This window comes from Streptomyces sp. NPDC026394 (assembly GCF_055567735.1).
The window spans coordinates 1-13,993 of sequence record NZ_JBVHPX010000015.1 but is presented as its reverse complement, the minus strand read 5'-3'; the positions used below and the strand labels follow the sequence as shown (position 1 = coordinate 13,993).

The following is a 13,993-nucleotide window of genomic DNA, read 5'->3' as shown; positions in this document are numbered from 1 at the left end:
GGATACGGCCGTACCGATGTTCCCCAAGGGGGTTATCCACAGGGCTGGCTGTGACCCACGCCACACAGGCACTATGGGTACATGACCAGGGCCACCGGCCGTGCGCCGTCGGGTCCGCCGCAGCCGTCGCCGCGGCGGTACAACACCGTGCTCCGGCTGTACGACGCGCCGCTGCACCGGGACTGGGCCTTCTGGCTCACCGTCGGTTTCGCCGTCCTGGCGGCGCTCAGCATCGGCACGAGCAAGGAGCAGACGAGCGGTCTGCCCCGCTGGCTGGACACCCTGCTCGCGGTGCTCACCTTCACGCTGCTCTTCGGGGTGGTGCCTGCCTGGATCCGGCTGGGCATCCGCAAGTGGCGGTGGCGCGACCGGCCGAGCCACCCGAAGCCGTCACCCGGCGTGACCCCGGCCCCGGCCACGGCCCCGCGCACCGCCCCACCCGCTCACACCACCGCGTCCTTCCACACCGCCCCTCCCCCTCGCACCACCCCAGCTCCCCGCACCGACCCGCCACCCCCTCGCACCACCGCGCCGAGACGCACGCCCCCACCGCCGCCCCACGGACCCGCCCGCCCCGAGTCCGCGTACCCGCCGTCCCCCGACCCGCTGGCCGCCGCCCGCCGGGCCTTCCCGCACCCCGTGGCCCGGACCGTGCACGAGATGCAGCGGGCGCACACTCCCAAAGACCGCCACGAGGCGCTGCTCGAAGCCGGCGAGACGCTCGCCGCCGCCGTCGCCGTCACCGCGGCGGGACTGCTCACGGCGCACGGCGCCGGTGAGCGCAACCTCGCGGAGCTGCGTACCGCCCTCGCCGGCACGGGCACCACCTTCGGCACCTGGACGGTCTGGCTCCACCACCTGTGCAAGGTCGCGCGGGAGCGCACGGACGTGATCCCCGGCCTGGCGGAGGCGCTCCGGGACGACTCCGACATGGCGGCCCGGCCGGACGATCCCGGGCTCGCCCAGCTCCTCGACCGCCTCAAGGGCGAACGCAACCGCACCTCGCACGGCGACAAGCCGCGGACGCAGGAGGAGGCCGCCCTGCGCGTCGCCGAGCATCAGCTCACCCTCGAACAGGCACTGATGTCCGCCCAGTTCCTGACCGGGCTGCCCTGGCTGCTCACCGTCTCGTGCGCCTACCAGCGCCGCACCGGCACGTTCGAGGTCGTGGCGGACCATCTGATGGGCGACCACCCGGACTTCGACCGCATGACCTTCTCCTGCCCGGCCCCGGTCGCCGACGACACGGTGTACGCCCTCAGTCCGGCGGGCCCGGTCACCCTGTCACCGTTCGTCGCCAGCCTGTACTGCGCGCAGTGCGGGCGCCGCGAGATCTGCCACGCCAACAACGCGGGGCGCCGCAACCGCCCGGCGGCCTACAAGAGCTTCGGCCGCGGGCACGTCATCCCGTACCCCGAGCTGGACGAGGAGATGGCCGCCCTGCCCGGCCCGCGGCCGTCACCCCGTCCGGGACGCCGCGACCCTTAGCTCGTAATGGGATTCATTTTCATATAGCCTCGTCCGGAACCGGCACCGGTTCGTGTCCGCGCAACGCCTCGGGGCGGCGTGCCGCGCACCGCGTGCCCGTCAGCACACCCGCGCCCAGGAGAGGTTCCCGGACCATGGCCGTTCCCAAGCGGAAGATGTCCCGCAGCAACACCCGCCACCGCCGCGCCCAGTGGAAGGCCCGCACGCCCGCCCTGGTCCCGGTGACCGTGGACGGCTCCGTCCACCAGGTGCCGCGCCGCCTGGTGAAGGCGTACCGGCTCGGCCTGCTGCGCCCGGAGGACTGATCGCCGATGGTCCCGCCGCACCCGGCCGGCCCGCTGCCCGTCACCGTGCTCTCCGGATTCCTCGGCGCGGGCAAGACCACGCTGCTCAACCACGTCCTGCACCAGCGGGCGGGACTGCGCGTCGCCGTGATCGTCAACGACATGAGCGAGATCAACATCGACGCCGCGCTCGTCCGCGGTGGCCAGGGCGCCCTGTCCCGCACCGAGGAACGTCTGGTCGAGATGACCAACGGGTGCATCTGCTGCACCCTGCGCGACGACCTCCTCGACGAGGTCGCCCGGCTGGCCCGTGAGGGCCGCTTCGACCACCTGCTCATCGAGTCCAGCGGCATCTCCGAGCCGATGCCGGTGGCCGCCACCTTCGCGTTCCCGCGCGACGACGGCGCGACGCTGAACGACCTGGCCCGGCTGGACACCATGGTCACCGTGGTCGACGCCGCGCACTTCCACGACGGACTGGCGGGCGGCGACGGCCTGGCCGAGCGCGGCCTCGCCCCGTACGAGGACGACGAGCGGACCGTCAGCGACCTGCTGGTCGACCAGGTCGAGTTCGCCGACGTCATCGTCGTCAACAAGCTCGACCTGGTGGACGAGGCGCGGGCCGCACGCCTGCGGGCCGCCCTCGCCCGGCTGAACCCGGCGGCCCGGATCGTCCCCGCCCGGCACGGCCGGGTGGCGCCCGCCGAGATCCTGGGCACCGGCCGCTTCGACCTGGAGCGCGCCCAGCAGGCTCCCGGCTGGGTCAGGGAGCTGAACGGCGACCACGTACCGGAGACCGAGGAGTACGGGATCTCCAGCACGGTCTTCCGCGCGGCGCGCCCCTTCCACCCCGGCAGGCTCTGGGCCTTCGTCACGGAGGGCATGGACAGCGGGGCGTACGGGGAGATCCTGCGGTCCAAGGGCTTCTTCCGCCTCGCCGGCCGCCCGCACGTGACCGGACTGTGGTCGCAGGCGGGCTCCGTCGCCCGCATCGAGCCGTCGGGCACCCACGCCCCGGACGGAGCCGGTCGGGACGGGGACAGTGGCCGGGACGGCCTTCCCGCAGACGTCCAGGAACTGGTCTTCATCGGGACCGGGCTGCGCGCCGAAGCCCTGCACGCCGCCCTCGGGGACTGCCTCGTCACGGACGCGGAGACGCGTACGGAGGCGTACGGCGCCGACCCGTTCCCGGCCTGGGCCACGTACGGCGTGGACGACACCTGCGACCACGAGGGCGAACCGGCATGGGCGGGCGGCTGACCCGACAACGCGCCGCCGTGCTGCGCGCACTGGCCGGGTGCCAGGACTTCGTCTCGGCCCAGGAGTTGCACCTGCGTCTGGACGCCACCGGCGTATCCGTCGGCCTGTCCACCGTCTACCGGGCCCTGCACGCCCTGGAGCGGACGGGGCAGGTCGACGTCGTACGGGACGAGGCGGGCGAACGCCTCTACCGGCCGCGGCCCGCCGACGGCCACCGCCACTACCTGCTCTGCCGCCGCTGCGGCCGCAGCCGCCCGCTGGACTCCGACGTGGTGGAGCGCTGGGCGGATCGGGTGGGCGCGGAGAGCGGCTTCAGCGCCGTCGAGCACACCGTGGAACTCAGCGGCATCTGCGCCCGCTGCACCGGGCTGCACCGGGCGTGCCCATAGCGTCGCGGAGCACGGCGCCCGTGGACGTGCGGCCCCTACGACGGTGCGTCCCGTTCGGCGATGCGCCCGGCGCCGGACGGCGGGAGACTCGAAGAGGGGGCGCGCGTCCCAGGCGCGTCCAAGGCGACCCCATGGCGAGGAAGGAAAGAAGGCGCCTGCCATGACAGCCACCACCCACACACCGCATCCGCACCACACCCACGAGCACGGCAGCGGCTGCGGCCACGTCGCCGTGCCCCACGACGACCACGTCGACTACGTCCACGACGGCCACCTCCACCGCCCGCACGGCGATCACGCCGACGAGTGCGAGCCCGCCGCGCACACCGTCCACGAGGGTCACGCCCACGACCACCGCCCCGGCTGCGGCCACGTCGCCGTACCGCACGGCACCCATGTGGACTTCGTCCACGACGGCCACCGGCACGCCGCACACGAGGACCACTGGGACGACCACTGAGGCGCGGCCCGCCCCGAAAATTTTTCCGCCCCACCGGCAACCCCCGTGACTTCCGCACGTCGTGACGGGTGAGGGCGCCGTCCGGCGTCGTCCCGCCGATCGTGGAGCAGCCATCGTGAACGACTCCCGCACCTCCGCCTCGTCCTGCCCGCCCGCCCCCTCGTACGCACCGTCCGGCGGCGCCGGGCACGGGGCCCGCCGCAGGGTACGGAGTGCCGTGACCGCCGGACTGCTGGCGGCGGTCGCCCTGTCCGCGTTCTCCCTGACCGGTACGGCGCACGCCGAGGAGCGGGCCCCGAAGGCGAGCGCCCCGGAGGAGGCCGGCTCCGCCCCGCAGCCGGCGCCAGGAACGAGCACCCCGTCCGCCTCGCGCCCCAGCGCCGAGCCCAGCCGCGCGCCGAGCCCCGTGCCGAGCGCGAGCAAGGTACCCGGCCAGGGCTCCGGCAGCGCCGATTCCGCCCGGCCGTCCGACGGCTCCGCCGCGAAGCCCGCCCCCGCGCCCTCGCACGCCAAGGACGAACTCGCCGAGACGGGCACCTCCACGACCACCAACGTGGCGCTGGGCGCCGGAGCCGTCCTGCTGATCGCCGGGGGCGGCGGTGCCGTGTACGCCGCCCGCCGCCGCAACAGCGCCGCCTGAGCCACCCGCAGCGCTGCCGACGGCCGAGGAACCGATGGAGTTCACCGCCGCCGCGTCCCTCTCCCCGGCACGGGCCGCCGTGCCGGGGCCTTGGCGCGCCCTGCGCCGGCGCCTGCTCGCCCGCGCCACGGCGCCGCAGAACGCGTACGGGCCGGCGCCCGCCCAGCGGTCCGCCGCCCGGACCGGCCCCACCGGCCCCGTCGGCCCCGTGGGCCCCACCGCCCCCCTCCCCGGTGACGGTCCGGCCGCCCGCCTCCCCGACGAGAGCCCCACCGTCACGGACCTCTACCACGCCCACCGGCTGTCCATGGTGCGGCTGGCGGTGCTGCTGGTGGACGACCGGGCGACGGCCGAGGACGTCGTCCAGGACGCGTTCGCGGCCCTCTACAAGCGCCACGGCGAGCGCCTCGACGAGGTCGACAACGCCCTCGCGTACCTGCGCACCGCCGTGGTCAACGCGGCCCGCTCGGTACTGCGGCGCCGGCGCACGGCCCGCGACTACACACCCCCGCACGAGACGGACGCGCCCTCCGCCGAGGAACGCGTCGTGCTCGACGAGGAGCACCGCGAGGTCCTCGCCGCCCTGGGCCGGCTGACCGCCCGCCGCCGCGAGGTCCTCGTCCTGCGGTACTGGGGCGAGCTGACCGAGGCGCAGATCGCGGCCACGCTGGGCATCAGCCGGGGCGCGGTGAAGTCGATCGCCAGCCGCGCGCTGGACTCCCTGGAGAAGATGCTGGAGGCGCGGCCATGACACCGCACAGGCCGGGGTCGGGAGCCGACCACGAACCGGATTCCGGGCCCGGGACCCGCCCCGTCGAAGCACGGCTGCGCCTCGCCCTCGCGGCCCGCGCCGAACAGATCGACCTCCGTGAGCTGCGGCCCGCCGCACCCCCCGGCCCCTCCGGCCTCCGCCGCGGCGCGTTCCGCGGCCCACGGCTGCGGGTGCGGCGCCTCGTCCTGCCGCTGACGGCGGCGGCCACGGTGGCCGCCGCCGCGGTGGGCTGCCTGGTCCTGGCCCCGGACACCCCGGTCCCGCCGCGCCCCGTGCCCGCGGCGACGCCCAGCCCCGTACCGACCCGCCCCGCGCCGGCCAGTCCCCGACCGGCCGACCCCACCCCCTCGCCGTCGTCCCCCGCCGACGCGGCCACCTCTTCCCCGCCGGAGCGGCCCCCCTCGTCCGGTCCCACCGCGCGGCCCGGCACGCCTGCCCCGCGTACGGCCACCCCCGACCCGAGCGGACACCCCTCCCCCTCGAAGGCACGGCGGCAAGCGTCCGCACCGCCCCCGGCCGGGCCGGTCCGGACGGCGACGGCGGGGCCCAGCGCGCCGCGGCCGGGCCGGGCGGCGGCTTCGAGCAGCGCGTCCGGCCACTGAGGAGGGGCGCGCTTAGCACTCACCCCGGATTTCGTCCGCCCGGCGCGACGAGCAGTACTCCGATCGTGTCGAATTCCCCCACACCCCATCCTTCACGGACGTTGCGGAATTCGGCCTTCTTCACGCCCTGCCGCGAGCCGCCGCCCCGCCCGCCTCACCCCGCCGAACGCTCATTTCCAGCCGTCCTCGGGAGCACGTCGCGCCACTTCCCCGGGGCGGCGGCCGCCTTTCGGCACGGGGAGCGGCCCTTTCCCCACCACGGCCGCGCCGGACGCGCACCACCTCCCCGGTGCCGCACCGCAGCCGCCGTTCTCCCGCCCCACTCCGGAAATGCCCCTCTTTGCCGTCTTCGCTCTCCGGCCGCATGGCTGCGCCCGGAGCCGGTGGCCCGGTAGGCTTTCCGTGTGATCTTCAAGCGCATCGGAAATGGGCGGCCGTACCCGGACCACGGCCGGGAAAGCACCCGCCAGTGGGCGGATGTCGCCCCTCGTCCGGTACGCCTCGACCAGTTGGTGACGACCAAGCAGCAGCTCGACCTGGAGACGCTGCTCGCCGAGGACTCCACCTTCTACGGCGACCTCTTCGCCCACGTCGTGAAGTGGCAGGGCGACCTGTACCTGGAAGACGGGCTGCACCGCGCCGTGCGCGCCGCCCTCCAGCAGCGCCAGGTGCTGCACGCCCGCGTTCTGGAACTGGGCTGACGCACCGGCCGGCCCCTCCGGTACGGGTGGCCGACGTACGGGGCCGCGGGCCCCACGGCCGCCGCCCGACACGGTCCGCCCCCCCGATCGGCGCACGGCATTGGCCCTTTCGGGTGGGCCTCACGACGCGTATTGATCATTTGATAGGCACGGGACCGGCCCCGCACTACGCTGCGAACATGAGCATGCTGACGCCCCCTGGCATGGGCGGTAAGAAGTACCGCATCACGGGCGACAGATATCCGCGGATGCGCCGCCCCCGTCACCGCCGGCGGATCGCCTTGGCGATCACCGCCGCCGTCTGTGCCCTGGCCCTGGCCGGCTGGGGCACGTTGCAGCTCATCGACGTCTTCGGCGGCCGGGGCGGTACGGCCCAGGCCGCGCAGGACAAGAAGAAGTGCCCCGGCAAGGGCGGCGGGGACGGCACGCAGCCGGCCGGCGCCCTGGTCGCCGGTACGGGCAAGGCGTTGCCCAAGCCCGCCGACGTCACCGTCAACGTCCTCAACGCGACGGCCCGCGGCGGCCTCGCCAAGACGACCGCGGACGAACTGAAGAAGCGCGGCTTCAAGGTCGGCAAGGTGGGCAACGCCCCGCCCGCGTACGACAAGAAGATCAAGGGCACCGGCGTGCTGCTGGGCGCGCGGACGACGTCCGAAGGCGCTCAGAAGGTGCTGGGCACGCAGCTCGCCGGCGCGGAGCTGAAGACCGACACCCGTAAGACGGGCGACGTCGACCTGCTCATCGGCGAGACGTTCAAGGCGCTGGCCGAGCCGGCCGCGGCCCAGAAGTCGCTCTCCGCGCTGACGGCACCGCCCAGGACGGACCCGCACTGCCGGAAGTGACCGGCCCGGGCCGGACGCCCGCACGGGACGAGCGCCTGCCCGCACGGGACGGGACGAGCGCCTCCCCACCCGGCCCGGAAGCTCACCGGCCTCCGCGGACCGGTCTCAGCCCGCCGTGCCGTACATCCGGTCGCCCGCGTCGCCCAGGCCGGGGACGATGTAGCGGTCGGGGTCCAGGCACTCGTCCACGGCCGCCGTGACGACCGTCACCGGCGCGCCGGCCAGCTCGCGTTCCATCACCTCGACACCCTCGGGCGCCGCCAGCAGGCAGATCGCGGTGACGTCGTCCGCACCGCGGTTGATCAGTTCCCGGATGGCCGCGACCAGCGTGCCGCCGGTGGCCAGCATCGGGTCGACCACGTAGACCTGGCGGCCCGAGAGGTCGTCCGGCATCCGCGTGGCGTACGTGTGGGCCTCGTACGTCTCCTCGTTGCGGACCATGCCCATGAAGCCGACCTCGGCCGTGGGCAGCAGCCGGACCATGCCGTCCAGCATCCCCAGACCGGCCCGCAGGATCGGCACGACCAGCGGCCGGGGGTGGGACAGCCGCACTCCGGTGGTCGCCGTCACCGGGGTCTCGATGTCGACCTGCTCGGTCCGCACATCGCGGGTGGCCTCGTAGGCGAGCAGGGTGACCAGCTCGTCGGCGAGACGCCGGAAGGTCGGGGAATCGGTGCGCTTGTCGCGCAGGGTAGTGAGTTTGTGCGCCACCAGCGGGTGGTCGACGACGTGGATCCGCATGACATCGACAGTAGCCGAGGTCACGGGCGCCGGTGCCCGCCCGTCCGCGCCGCGCGGCCCGGAAACCGATTCCGTCCCCGATGGCATCGAACCACCGGTCCGGGGGAAAGTGGGCACAAACGCCCGGTCCGCGGTACCGGCGCCGGGCATGGACCTCGTCCCAAGGCGGTGTACGGCGTGCCCGACGGGAATGGGAGCGGCAACGGAACCGGGGCCGGACGCGGTGCCGGACGCGGTGGGAACGGCGGGGGCGGCAGCGGATCCGCGAGCCGGCGCCGGGCCGGCAGAGGCGCCGGCGCCGGTCCCGTACGACCGTCCCGGGAGCCCCGGGGACCCCGGGATCGCCGAGAAACAGCCACCACCGAAGAAGTCGTTCCCGAAGAAGTCGTTCCCGAAGAAGTCGCCCCCGACGAAGGCACTCCCGACGAAGGCGCCACCGGCGGTGAGAACGACGCGGCGCGCCGACGGCGACGCGCCCAGTTCCTGCGCGATCTCAGCGAGGCCAAGGAACTGCGCGACCGCGTCCAGCCGCGCCGCGCCCGGGCCGCACGGATGCGGCAGGCCATGAGAATGCGCACGTTCCGCTGGTAGCCGAACGTCACTTTTGCCCCATCAGAACCTCTCGTCCCACAAGACGTGAGCCACATCTCTCATAACGCCCGCACGACGCAACGCCGAAGACCCCGCGCAATCGCGTTGTTTCTGCCACGATTCCGATGGGCGGGGACCTGCGGCGCCGAGGCGCCGCCCCGTCCGGCCCGGCACGCCTATGACCAGTGGGAGAGTCACGGTGTACTTCGCCGCACTGCTCGCGCGCACCGAAGACGGGTGGGAAGCGAGCGACACGGAGCTCGACAATGTGGAGACCCTGACCGATCTGGCCGACCTGGCCCGTGAGGCCGCGGTCGACGACGACACGGTGGTGGCATACATCGAGCAGGAAGGCACGTGGTTCGGCGTCGTCCGTGTGGACGGCGAGGACGATCCGCGGATCTTCATCTCGAACGCCGCCGCCGCTGCCCGCAGCTCGTACGGTGCGATGCTCACCGACGAACTGCTCGGCCGCGACGAGGACGGCACCGACGATCTCGACAGCCTCGACCTGGACGGTACGGAGGACGGCGAACCCGACCCGGCGGACGGCACGGGCGAGGGCGACGAGACGGCGACGGCTTCCGACGCCCCCGCGCCACCCCCGGGGCCGCTCGGTGACCCGGGCCTGCTGACCGACCTGGGCATCGGCGACAAGGAGCTGCTCGCGCTCGACACCGACGCGCTGTCCGAGATCGCCGACGCCCTCGGCTGCACGGACGTCCTGGAGGCCGTGAGGTAACGCCCGTCACGGACACTGGAAGGCATGACCGCCTCCTTGCCCGACCCCCTCCACACCCCGGCGCCCGACCCGCTGCGCGATCCCTGGACCGCGGCGATGCGACGGGCGCTGGACGAGGCTGCCCGTGCCCCCGGGACCGGTGACGTCCCGGTGGGCGCCGTCGTGCTGTCCCCCGACGGCACGGTCATCGGCACCGGCCGCAACGAACGCGAGGCCACCGGCGACCCCACCGCGCACGCCGAGGTCCTCGCCATCCGCGAGGCGGCGCGCACCCTGCGCAGCACCCCTGCCGACGGCGGACGGCAGACCGGCGACTGGCGGCTGACCGGCTGCACCCTCGTCGTCACCCTGGAACCGTGCACGATGTGCGCGGGCGCCATCGTCCTGTCCCGCCTGGACCGCGTCGTCTACGGGGCGGCCGACGAGAAGGCGGGCGCCGCCGGCTCCCTTTGGGACGTTGTACGCGACCGCCGCCTCAACCACCGCCCCGAGGTGATCACCGACGTCCTGGCCGCCCCCTGCGCCGCCCTCCTGACCACCTTCTTCCGCTCCCGCTGACCCCCGCCCACCCCCACCGCCGGATACCGATTTCGGCGTACGGCCCCCCGTGGGCTAGAGTTCCTCTCGGTAGCGTGTCCGAGCGGCCGAAGGAGCGCGCCTCGAAAGCGCGTGAGGGGGCAACTCCTCCGTGGGTTCAAATCCCACCGCTACCGCTTGTAACACCCCTCTGATCTGCGGAAACGCGGTCAGGGGGGTGTTTTGCGTGCTGCCCGGGCGCCCATGTCGCCCGCGCCGCCCGCCCCTCGCGTCCAGCGTGCGAAGCGCGGGCGGTGGCCCGGTCCCCTACGGCCTCGCATGCGAGGGCAGCGTGAGTATTTCGGCTCCGTCGTCGGTGATGGCGATGGTGTGCTCGCTGTGTGCGGTCCGGCAGCCCGTAGCGCTGCGCAGCGTCCAGCCGTCGGCGTCGGTGACGAGGGTGGCGGTGTCGGCCATGATCCAGGGTTCCAGGGCGAGCAGCAGTCCGGGGCGCAGCTTGTATCCGCGGCCGGGCCGTCCGGTGTTCGCGACGTGCGGGTCCTGGTGCATGGTCGAGCCGATGCCGTGGCCGCCGAACTCGGTGTTGATCGGGTAGCCCGCCTCGCCGAGGAGCGTGCCGATGGCGTGCGAGAGGTCGCCGATGCGCGCCCCGGGCCTGGCGGCGGCGATGCCGGCGGCGAGGGCGCGTTCGGTCGTCTCGATCATCGCGACGCTCTCCGCCGGTCTGGCCTCGCCCACCAGAAAGCTGATCGCGGCGTCCGCGGCCACCCCGCGCTTGGCCACGGCGAGGTCGAGGGTCAGCAGATCCCCGTCCGCCAGCGTGTAGTGGTGCGGCCGCCCGTGGAGCACCCCGTCGTTGACGGCCGTGCAGATGTAGTGACCGAACGGGCCGCGCCCGAAGGACGGCGCGTAGTCGACGTAGCAGGACTGCGCCCCCGCCTCGGTGATCATCTCCTTGGCCCACTGGTCGATGTCCAGCAGGTTCGTCCCGACCGTGCTGCGCTGCCGCAACGTGTGCAGGATGTCCCCGACCAAGGCGCCGGCGTCCCTCGCACGCTCAAGGCGTGCGGCGTTCAGGATCTCGATCATGGTGGCCTCTCGCGTACGTCCAATAACTATCCCGGTCTAACTATACCGGTATTAGAATGGGCCCATGGTCAGGTTGCCGCTCACCCCCGCCGAGGTAGCACGCGGACAGCGCCTCGGCGCCCTGCTCCGCCAAGCCCGGGGCTGCCGCTCGATGCTGGACGTGGCGCTCGCCTCCCACATCTCGCCGGAAACCCTCCGAAAGATCGAATCCGGCCGCGTGGCCACCCCCGCCTTCCCGACCATCGCCGCGATCGCCGACACCCTCGGCCTGTCTCTCGACGCCCTCTGGGCCGAGATGAGCCGGGTGGAGGAAACCGCCGAGGAACAGTCGGTCCTGCCGGTCACACGGCATCCCTCGCTCGCTTCGTAACGCCGCGCTCGGAGAGTCGGCGGTTCACCGGCCGCGCTGCTCGGCCGGCGAAAAACGTGTGGGGGCAGGCGTCGTCGCGCCCCCGGGCCGAGGCGCCTGGTGCCGGTCGCCCGACGGGAGGCGACGGGCTCCCGGCCGTCGCCCCGCAAGAAGGGCGTCAGCCCTGGGGCAGGAGCGCCGGCACGTGCCGCCGGAGCGCGGGTCGGGACGGACTGATCGCAGCGTACGTGGCTGTCAGCGCGCCGGGACGGTGACTTCCTGGGTACCGAGGACGGCCAGCAGGTCGAGGAGGCCGGCGCTGTCGGTGCCGGCCGCGGGGGTGAACCAGAGGAGGCGCTGTCGGCCGTCCTCGCTGAACAGGTTGAGGCAGTTGACCTCGATCAGGCCGAGTGCGGGGTGGTCGATGCGTTTGCGGTCGTCGCGCCGGAACGCCACCTCGTGGTCGGCCCACAGAGCGGCGAATTCGGAGGAGGCGGCCAGCAGCGAGCTGATCATGGAGCGGACTTCGGTGTCCTTGGCGTCGCGCCGGGCGGCGGCTGCCCGCAGGTCGGCGACGAAGGCCCGCGACTGGCCCGGGTGGTCGGCCTCGGGGTACAGCCGCCGGGAAGCGGGTTCGGTGAACCAGCGGTACACGAAGCTCGCCCGAGCGCCCCGCAGGCCGGAGTGGTCACCGAGCAGCGCCACCGCCGGCCTGTTCTGTACGAGGGTGACGTGCAGGTCAGTGATGACCTGTGCGGGTGTCGAGGTCAGGCGGGTGAGCAGGTCGAGCATGCCGGGATGGACGTGCGAGGCGGGTCCGCCGTGCGCGGGGACCGGGCGGTCGGCCAGGCGGTAGAGGTAGTCGCGCTCGTCGGCGGTCAGGCGCAGGGCCCTGGCCAGCGCGGCGATCATCTGTTCGGAGGGCTGGGATCCGGCGCCGCGCTCAAGTTCGTTGTAGTAGTCCGCCGACGCGCCGGCGAGCTGGGCGACCTCCTCACGGCGGAGTCCGGGCACCCGGCGGCGGGGCCCGTGGGCGAGTCCCACGTCGGACGGTCGGATGCGGGCACGCCGCGAGCGCAGGAAGGCCCCCAGCTCGGTGTATTTCGCAGACCCCATGCCTGGCATTGTGCGCCCGGCCGGGCCGGCGACCCAGGGGATGCCATCCCCTGGTTACGTCGCCCGGCACCGCGCATCGTGGAGGCCATGACGGCAAACCATCCCCCTCCCGCCCATGTACCAGCCCCTCCCGTACCGGCTACCGCCACGGCGGGCGGGCGGGTCGCCGTCGTCACCGGCGGATCGCGCGGCATCGGCCGGGCGGTCTGCCGCAGGCTCGCCCAGGACGGTCTGGCCGTCGTGGTGAACTACGCCCACGACGCGGCTGCCGCCGAGGCGACGGCGGCGGCGGTCATCGCCGCCGGTGGGCGGGCCCTCTGTGTACGGGCGGACGTGGCGGACGAGGACGCGGTCACCGCCCTGTTCGACCGGGCGGAGCGGGAGTTCGGCGGTGTGGACTCCGTGGTGAACTGCGCCGGGCGGCTCGCCCTGTCACCGATCGCCGAACTCGACCTGGCGGTGCTCGACTCCGTACACCGCACCAACATCCGCGGCACCTTCGTCGTCGCTCAGCAGGCCGCCCGCCGACTGCGCGCGGGCGGCGCGTTCGTGGGGTTCTCGACCTCCGTGGTCGGCACCCGGTTCCCCGCTTACGGCGCGTACGCGGCGAGCAAGGCGGCCGTCGAGGCGCTCACCCTGATCCTCGCCCGCGAGCTGCGCGGACGGGACATCACCGTCAACACCGTCGCCCCCGGCCCCACGGCCACGGACCTGTTCCTCGAAGGCAAGACGCCTGGGCAGGTCGAGCAGCTCGCCAAGGCCCCGCCCCTGGAGCGGCTGGGCACCCCCGAGGACATCGCCCAGGTGGTCGCCTTCCTCACCAGCCCGGCAGGGCACTGGGTCAACGGCCAGATCCTGCGGGCCAACGGCGGCCTGGTGTGACCGGGAACGACACGTGCTGCGGGTCGGCTGCTCCTCGTCCCGTGACGGTTCCCCGCCCTCCCTGACGCCTGCTTCACCGCCGAGCCGATTCCCCGCCCCCCACTCCGGAAGAGCCGGAAGAAACCACATCAAGGAGAAACACCCATGCCTTTCGCCCACTTCAAGGTTCCCGCGGGCACCGTCACCGCCGACGACAAGAAGAAGATCGTCGAGCGCACCACCGACCTGTACGCGGAGATCTACGGCGAGCGGGCCCGCCCCACCACCGTCGTCCTGGTCGACGAGGTCGCCGACGGCGGCTGGGGCGTCGCCGGCGACGTCCTGACCGCCGCCATGCTCAACGGCGAAGCCTGACGAGACAGGAGCCCGGTCCGCGCGGGAGCGTGCGGGCCGGGCGAGTCGTGCGGTCGGTGGGTGCGGCAGTGCGGTGGGGTCAGCCGATGGGGTTGACGAAGGTGGCGGGGTGGGTGGCGCTGCGCTGGTCGACGAGGGGGCCCCAGGGCCATTT

18 protein-coding genes and 1 tRNA gene are annotated in these 13,993 nt (G+C 73.6%); 16 read left to right on the top strand and 3 right to left on the bottom strand.

Annotated elements, in window-relative coordinates; all coding sequences use genetic code 11:
* The first annotated feature begins 81 nt into the window (after positions 1-81).
* From ACZ4QV_RS29125 to ACZ4QV_RS29080, 10 genes are all read left to right on the top strand, one after another.
* The gene (locus ACZ4QV_RS29125; protein WP_467763590.1) at positions 82-1,488 is read left to right on the top strand and encodes a hypothetical protein; all 1,407 of its coding nucleotides are present in this window, start codon (positions 82-84) and stop codon (positions 1,486-1,488) included.
* Positions 1,489-1,622: 134 nt separating this feature from the next.
* Positions 1,623-1,793: a 50S ribosomal protein L32 gene (rpmF, locus tag ACZ4QV_RS29120; RefSeq protein WP_361587977.1), complete on the top strand. Its 171-nt coding sequence runs from the start codon at positions 1,623-1,625 to the stop codon at positions 1,791-1,793.
* Positions 1,794-1,799: 6 nt separating this feature from the next.
* The gene (locus ACZ4QV_RS29115) at positions 1,800-3,032 is read left to right on the top strand and encodes a GTP-binding protein (protein ID WP_361634471.1); all 1,233 of its coding nucleotides are present in this window, start codon (positions 1,800-1,802) and stop codon (positions 3,030-3,032) included.
* Positions 3,017-3,421: a Fur family transcriptional regulator gene (locus ACZ4QV_RS29110; protein WP_361155315.1), complete on the top strand. Its 405-nt coding sequence runs from the start codon at positions 3,017-3,019 to the stop codon at positions 3,419-3,421. Before ACZ4QV_RS29115 ends, ACZ4QV_RS29110 begins: the two co-directional genes overlap by 16 nt.
* Positions 3,422-3,581: 160 nt before the next feature.
* Positions 3,582-3,881 carry a hypothetical protein gene (locus ACZ4QV_RS29105; RefSeq protein ID WP_030018020.1) on the top strand — a complete coding sequence of 100 codons (300 nt, stop codon included), beginning with the start codon at positions 3,582-3,584 and terminating at the stop codon, positions 3,879-3,881.
* A 115-nt stretch (positions 3,882-3,996) separates the two neighbouring features.
* Positions 3,997-4,521: an LAETG motif-containing sortase-dependent surface protein gene (locus ACZ4QV_RS29100; protein ID WP_467763589.1), complete on the top strand. Its 525-nt coding sequence runs from the start codon at positions 3,997-3,999 to the stop codon at positions 4,519-4,521.
* Between the two features lie 34 nt (positions 4,522-4,555).
* Positions 4,556-5,272 (top strand): RNA polymerase sigma factor, encoded by a 717-nt coding sequence (locus ACZ4QV_RS29095; protein WP_361155309.1) that lies wholly within the window; start codon positions 4,556-4,558, stop codon positions 5,270-5,272.
* Positions 5,269-5,895 carry a hypothetical protein gene (locus ACZ4QV_RS29090; protein WP_361614431.1) on the top strand — a complete coding sequence of 209 codons (627 nt, stop codon included), beginning with the start codon at positions 5,269-5,271 and terminating at the stop codon, positions 5,893-5,895. The genes ACZ4QV_RS29095 and ACZ4QV_RS29090 overlap by 4 nt, the downstream gene beginning before the upstream one ends.
* Before the next feature lie 404 nt (positions 5,896-6,299).
* A complete protein-coding gene (locus tag ACZ4QV_RS29085; protein WP_003986294.1) occupies positions 6,300-6,596 on the top strand; it encodes a type II toxin-antitoxin system VapB family antitoxin in 297 nt (98 codons plus the stop codon).
* Positions 6,597-6,775: 179 nt separating this feature from the next.
* A complete protein-coding gene (locus ACZ4QV_RS29080) occupies positions 6,776-7,438 on the top strand; it encodes a LytR C-terminal domain-containing protein (RefSeq protein ID WP_361155304.1) in 663 nt (220 codons plus the stop codon).
* Positions 7,439-7,543: 105 nt separating this feature from the next.
* Here the strand turns inward: ACZ4QV_RS29080 and upp are convergent, their stop codons facing one another.
* Entirely contained in the window at positions 7,544-8,179 is a 636-nt protein-coding gene (gene upp, locus ACZ4QV_RS29075; protein ID WP_030018025.1) for a uracil phosphoribosyltransferase, read from the bottom strand.
* A gap of 769 nt (positions 8,180-8,948) precedes the next feature.
* Here upp and ACZ4QV_RS29070 point away from each other — a divergent pair.
* The 3 genes from ACZ4QV_RS29070 (at position 8,949) to ACZ4QV_RS29060 (ending at position 10,225) form a co-directional block, all read left to right on the top strand.
* Positions 8,949-9,512, top strand: coding sequence for a tRNA adenosine deaminase-associated protein (locus tag ACZ4QV_RS29070; RefSeq protein ID WP_361155302.1), 564 nt, complete (start codon positions 8,949-8,951; stop codon positions 9,510-9,512).
* Positions 9,513-9,536: 24 nt separating this feature from the next.
* Entirely contained in the window at positions 9,537-10,070 is a 534-nt protein-coding gene (gene tadA, locus ACZ4QV_RS29065; protein ID WP_361634476.1) for a tRNA adenosine(34) deaminase TadA, read from the top strand.
* Between the two features lie 68 nt (positions 10,071-10,138).
* A tRNA-Ser gene (locus ACZ4QV_RS29060) sits at positions 10,139-10,225 on the top strand.
* A gap of 130 nt (positions 10,226-10,355) precedes the next feature.
* Here the strand turns inward: ACZ4QV_RS29060 and map are convergent.
* The gene (gene map / locus ACZ4QV_RS29055; protein ID WP_361634479.1) at positions 10,356-11,138 is read right to left on the bottom strand and encodes a type I methionyl aminopeptidase; all 783 of its coding nucleotides are present in this window, start codon (positions 11,136-11,138) and stop codon (positions 10,356-10,358) included.
* Positions 11,139-11,202: 64 nt separating this feature from the next.
* On the opposite strand from map, the gene ACZ4QV_RS29050 reads away from it, so the two are divergent.
* Positions 11,203-11,508: a helix-turn-helix domain-containing protein gene (locus tag ACZ4QV_RS29050; protein WP_361155289.1), complete on the top strand. Its 306-nt coding sequence runs from the start codon at positions 11,203-11,205 to the stop codon at positions 11,506-11,508.
* Positions 11,509-11,742: 234 nt separating this feature from the next.
* On the opposite strand, the gene ACZ4QV_RS29045 is transcribed toward ACZ4QV_RS29050, so the two are convergent.
* On the bottom strand, positions 11,743-12,612 hold the full coding sequence (locus ACZ4QV_RS29045) for a helix-turn-helix transcriptional regulator (protein WP_361155287.1): 870 nt from the start codon (positions 12,610-12,612) through the stop codon (positions 11,743-11,745).
* A 78-nt stretch (positions 12,613-12,690) separates the two neighbouring features.
* On the opposite strand from ACZ4QV_RS29045, the gene ACZ4QV_RS29040 reads away from it, so the two are divergent.
* Both ACZ4QV_RS29040 and ACZ4QV_RS29035 read left to right on the top strand, forming a co-directional pair.
* The gene (locus ACZ4QV_RS29040) at positions 12,691-13,485 is read left to right on the top strand and encodes an SDR family oxidoreductase (protein WP_361155285.1); all 795 of its coding nucleotides are present in this window, start codon (positions 12,691-12,693) and stop codon (positions 13,483-13,485) included.
* Between the two features lie 144 nt (positions 13,486-13,629).
* Positions 13,630-13,839, top strand: a complete 210-nt coding sequence (locus tag ACZ4QV_RS29035; RefSeq protein ID WP_361155283.1) for a tautomerase family protein — start codon at positions 13,630-13,632, stop codon at positions 13,837-13,839.
* Positions 13,840-13,993 lie beyond the last annotated feature (154 nt).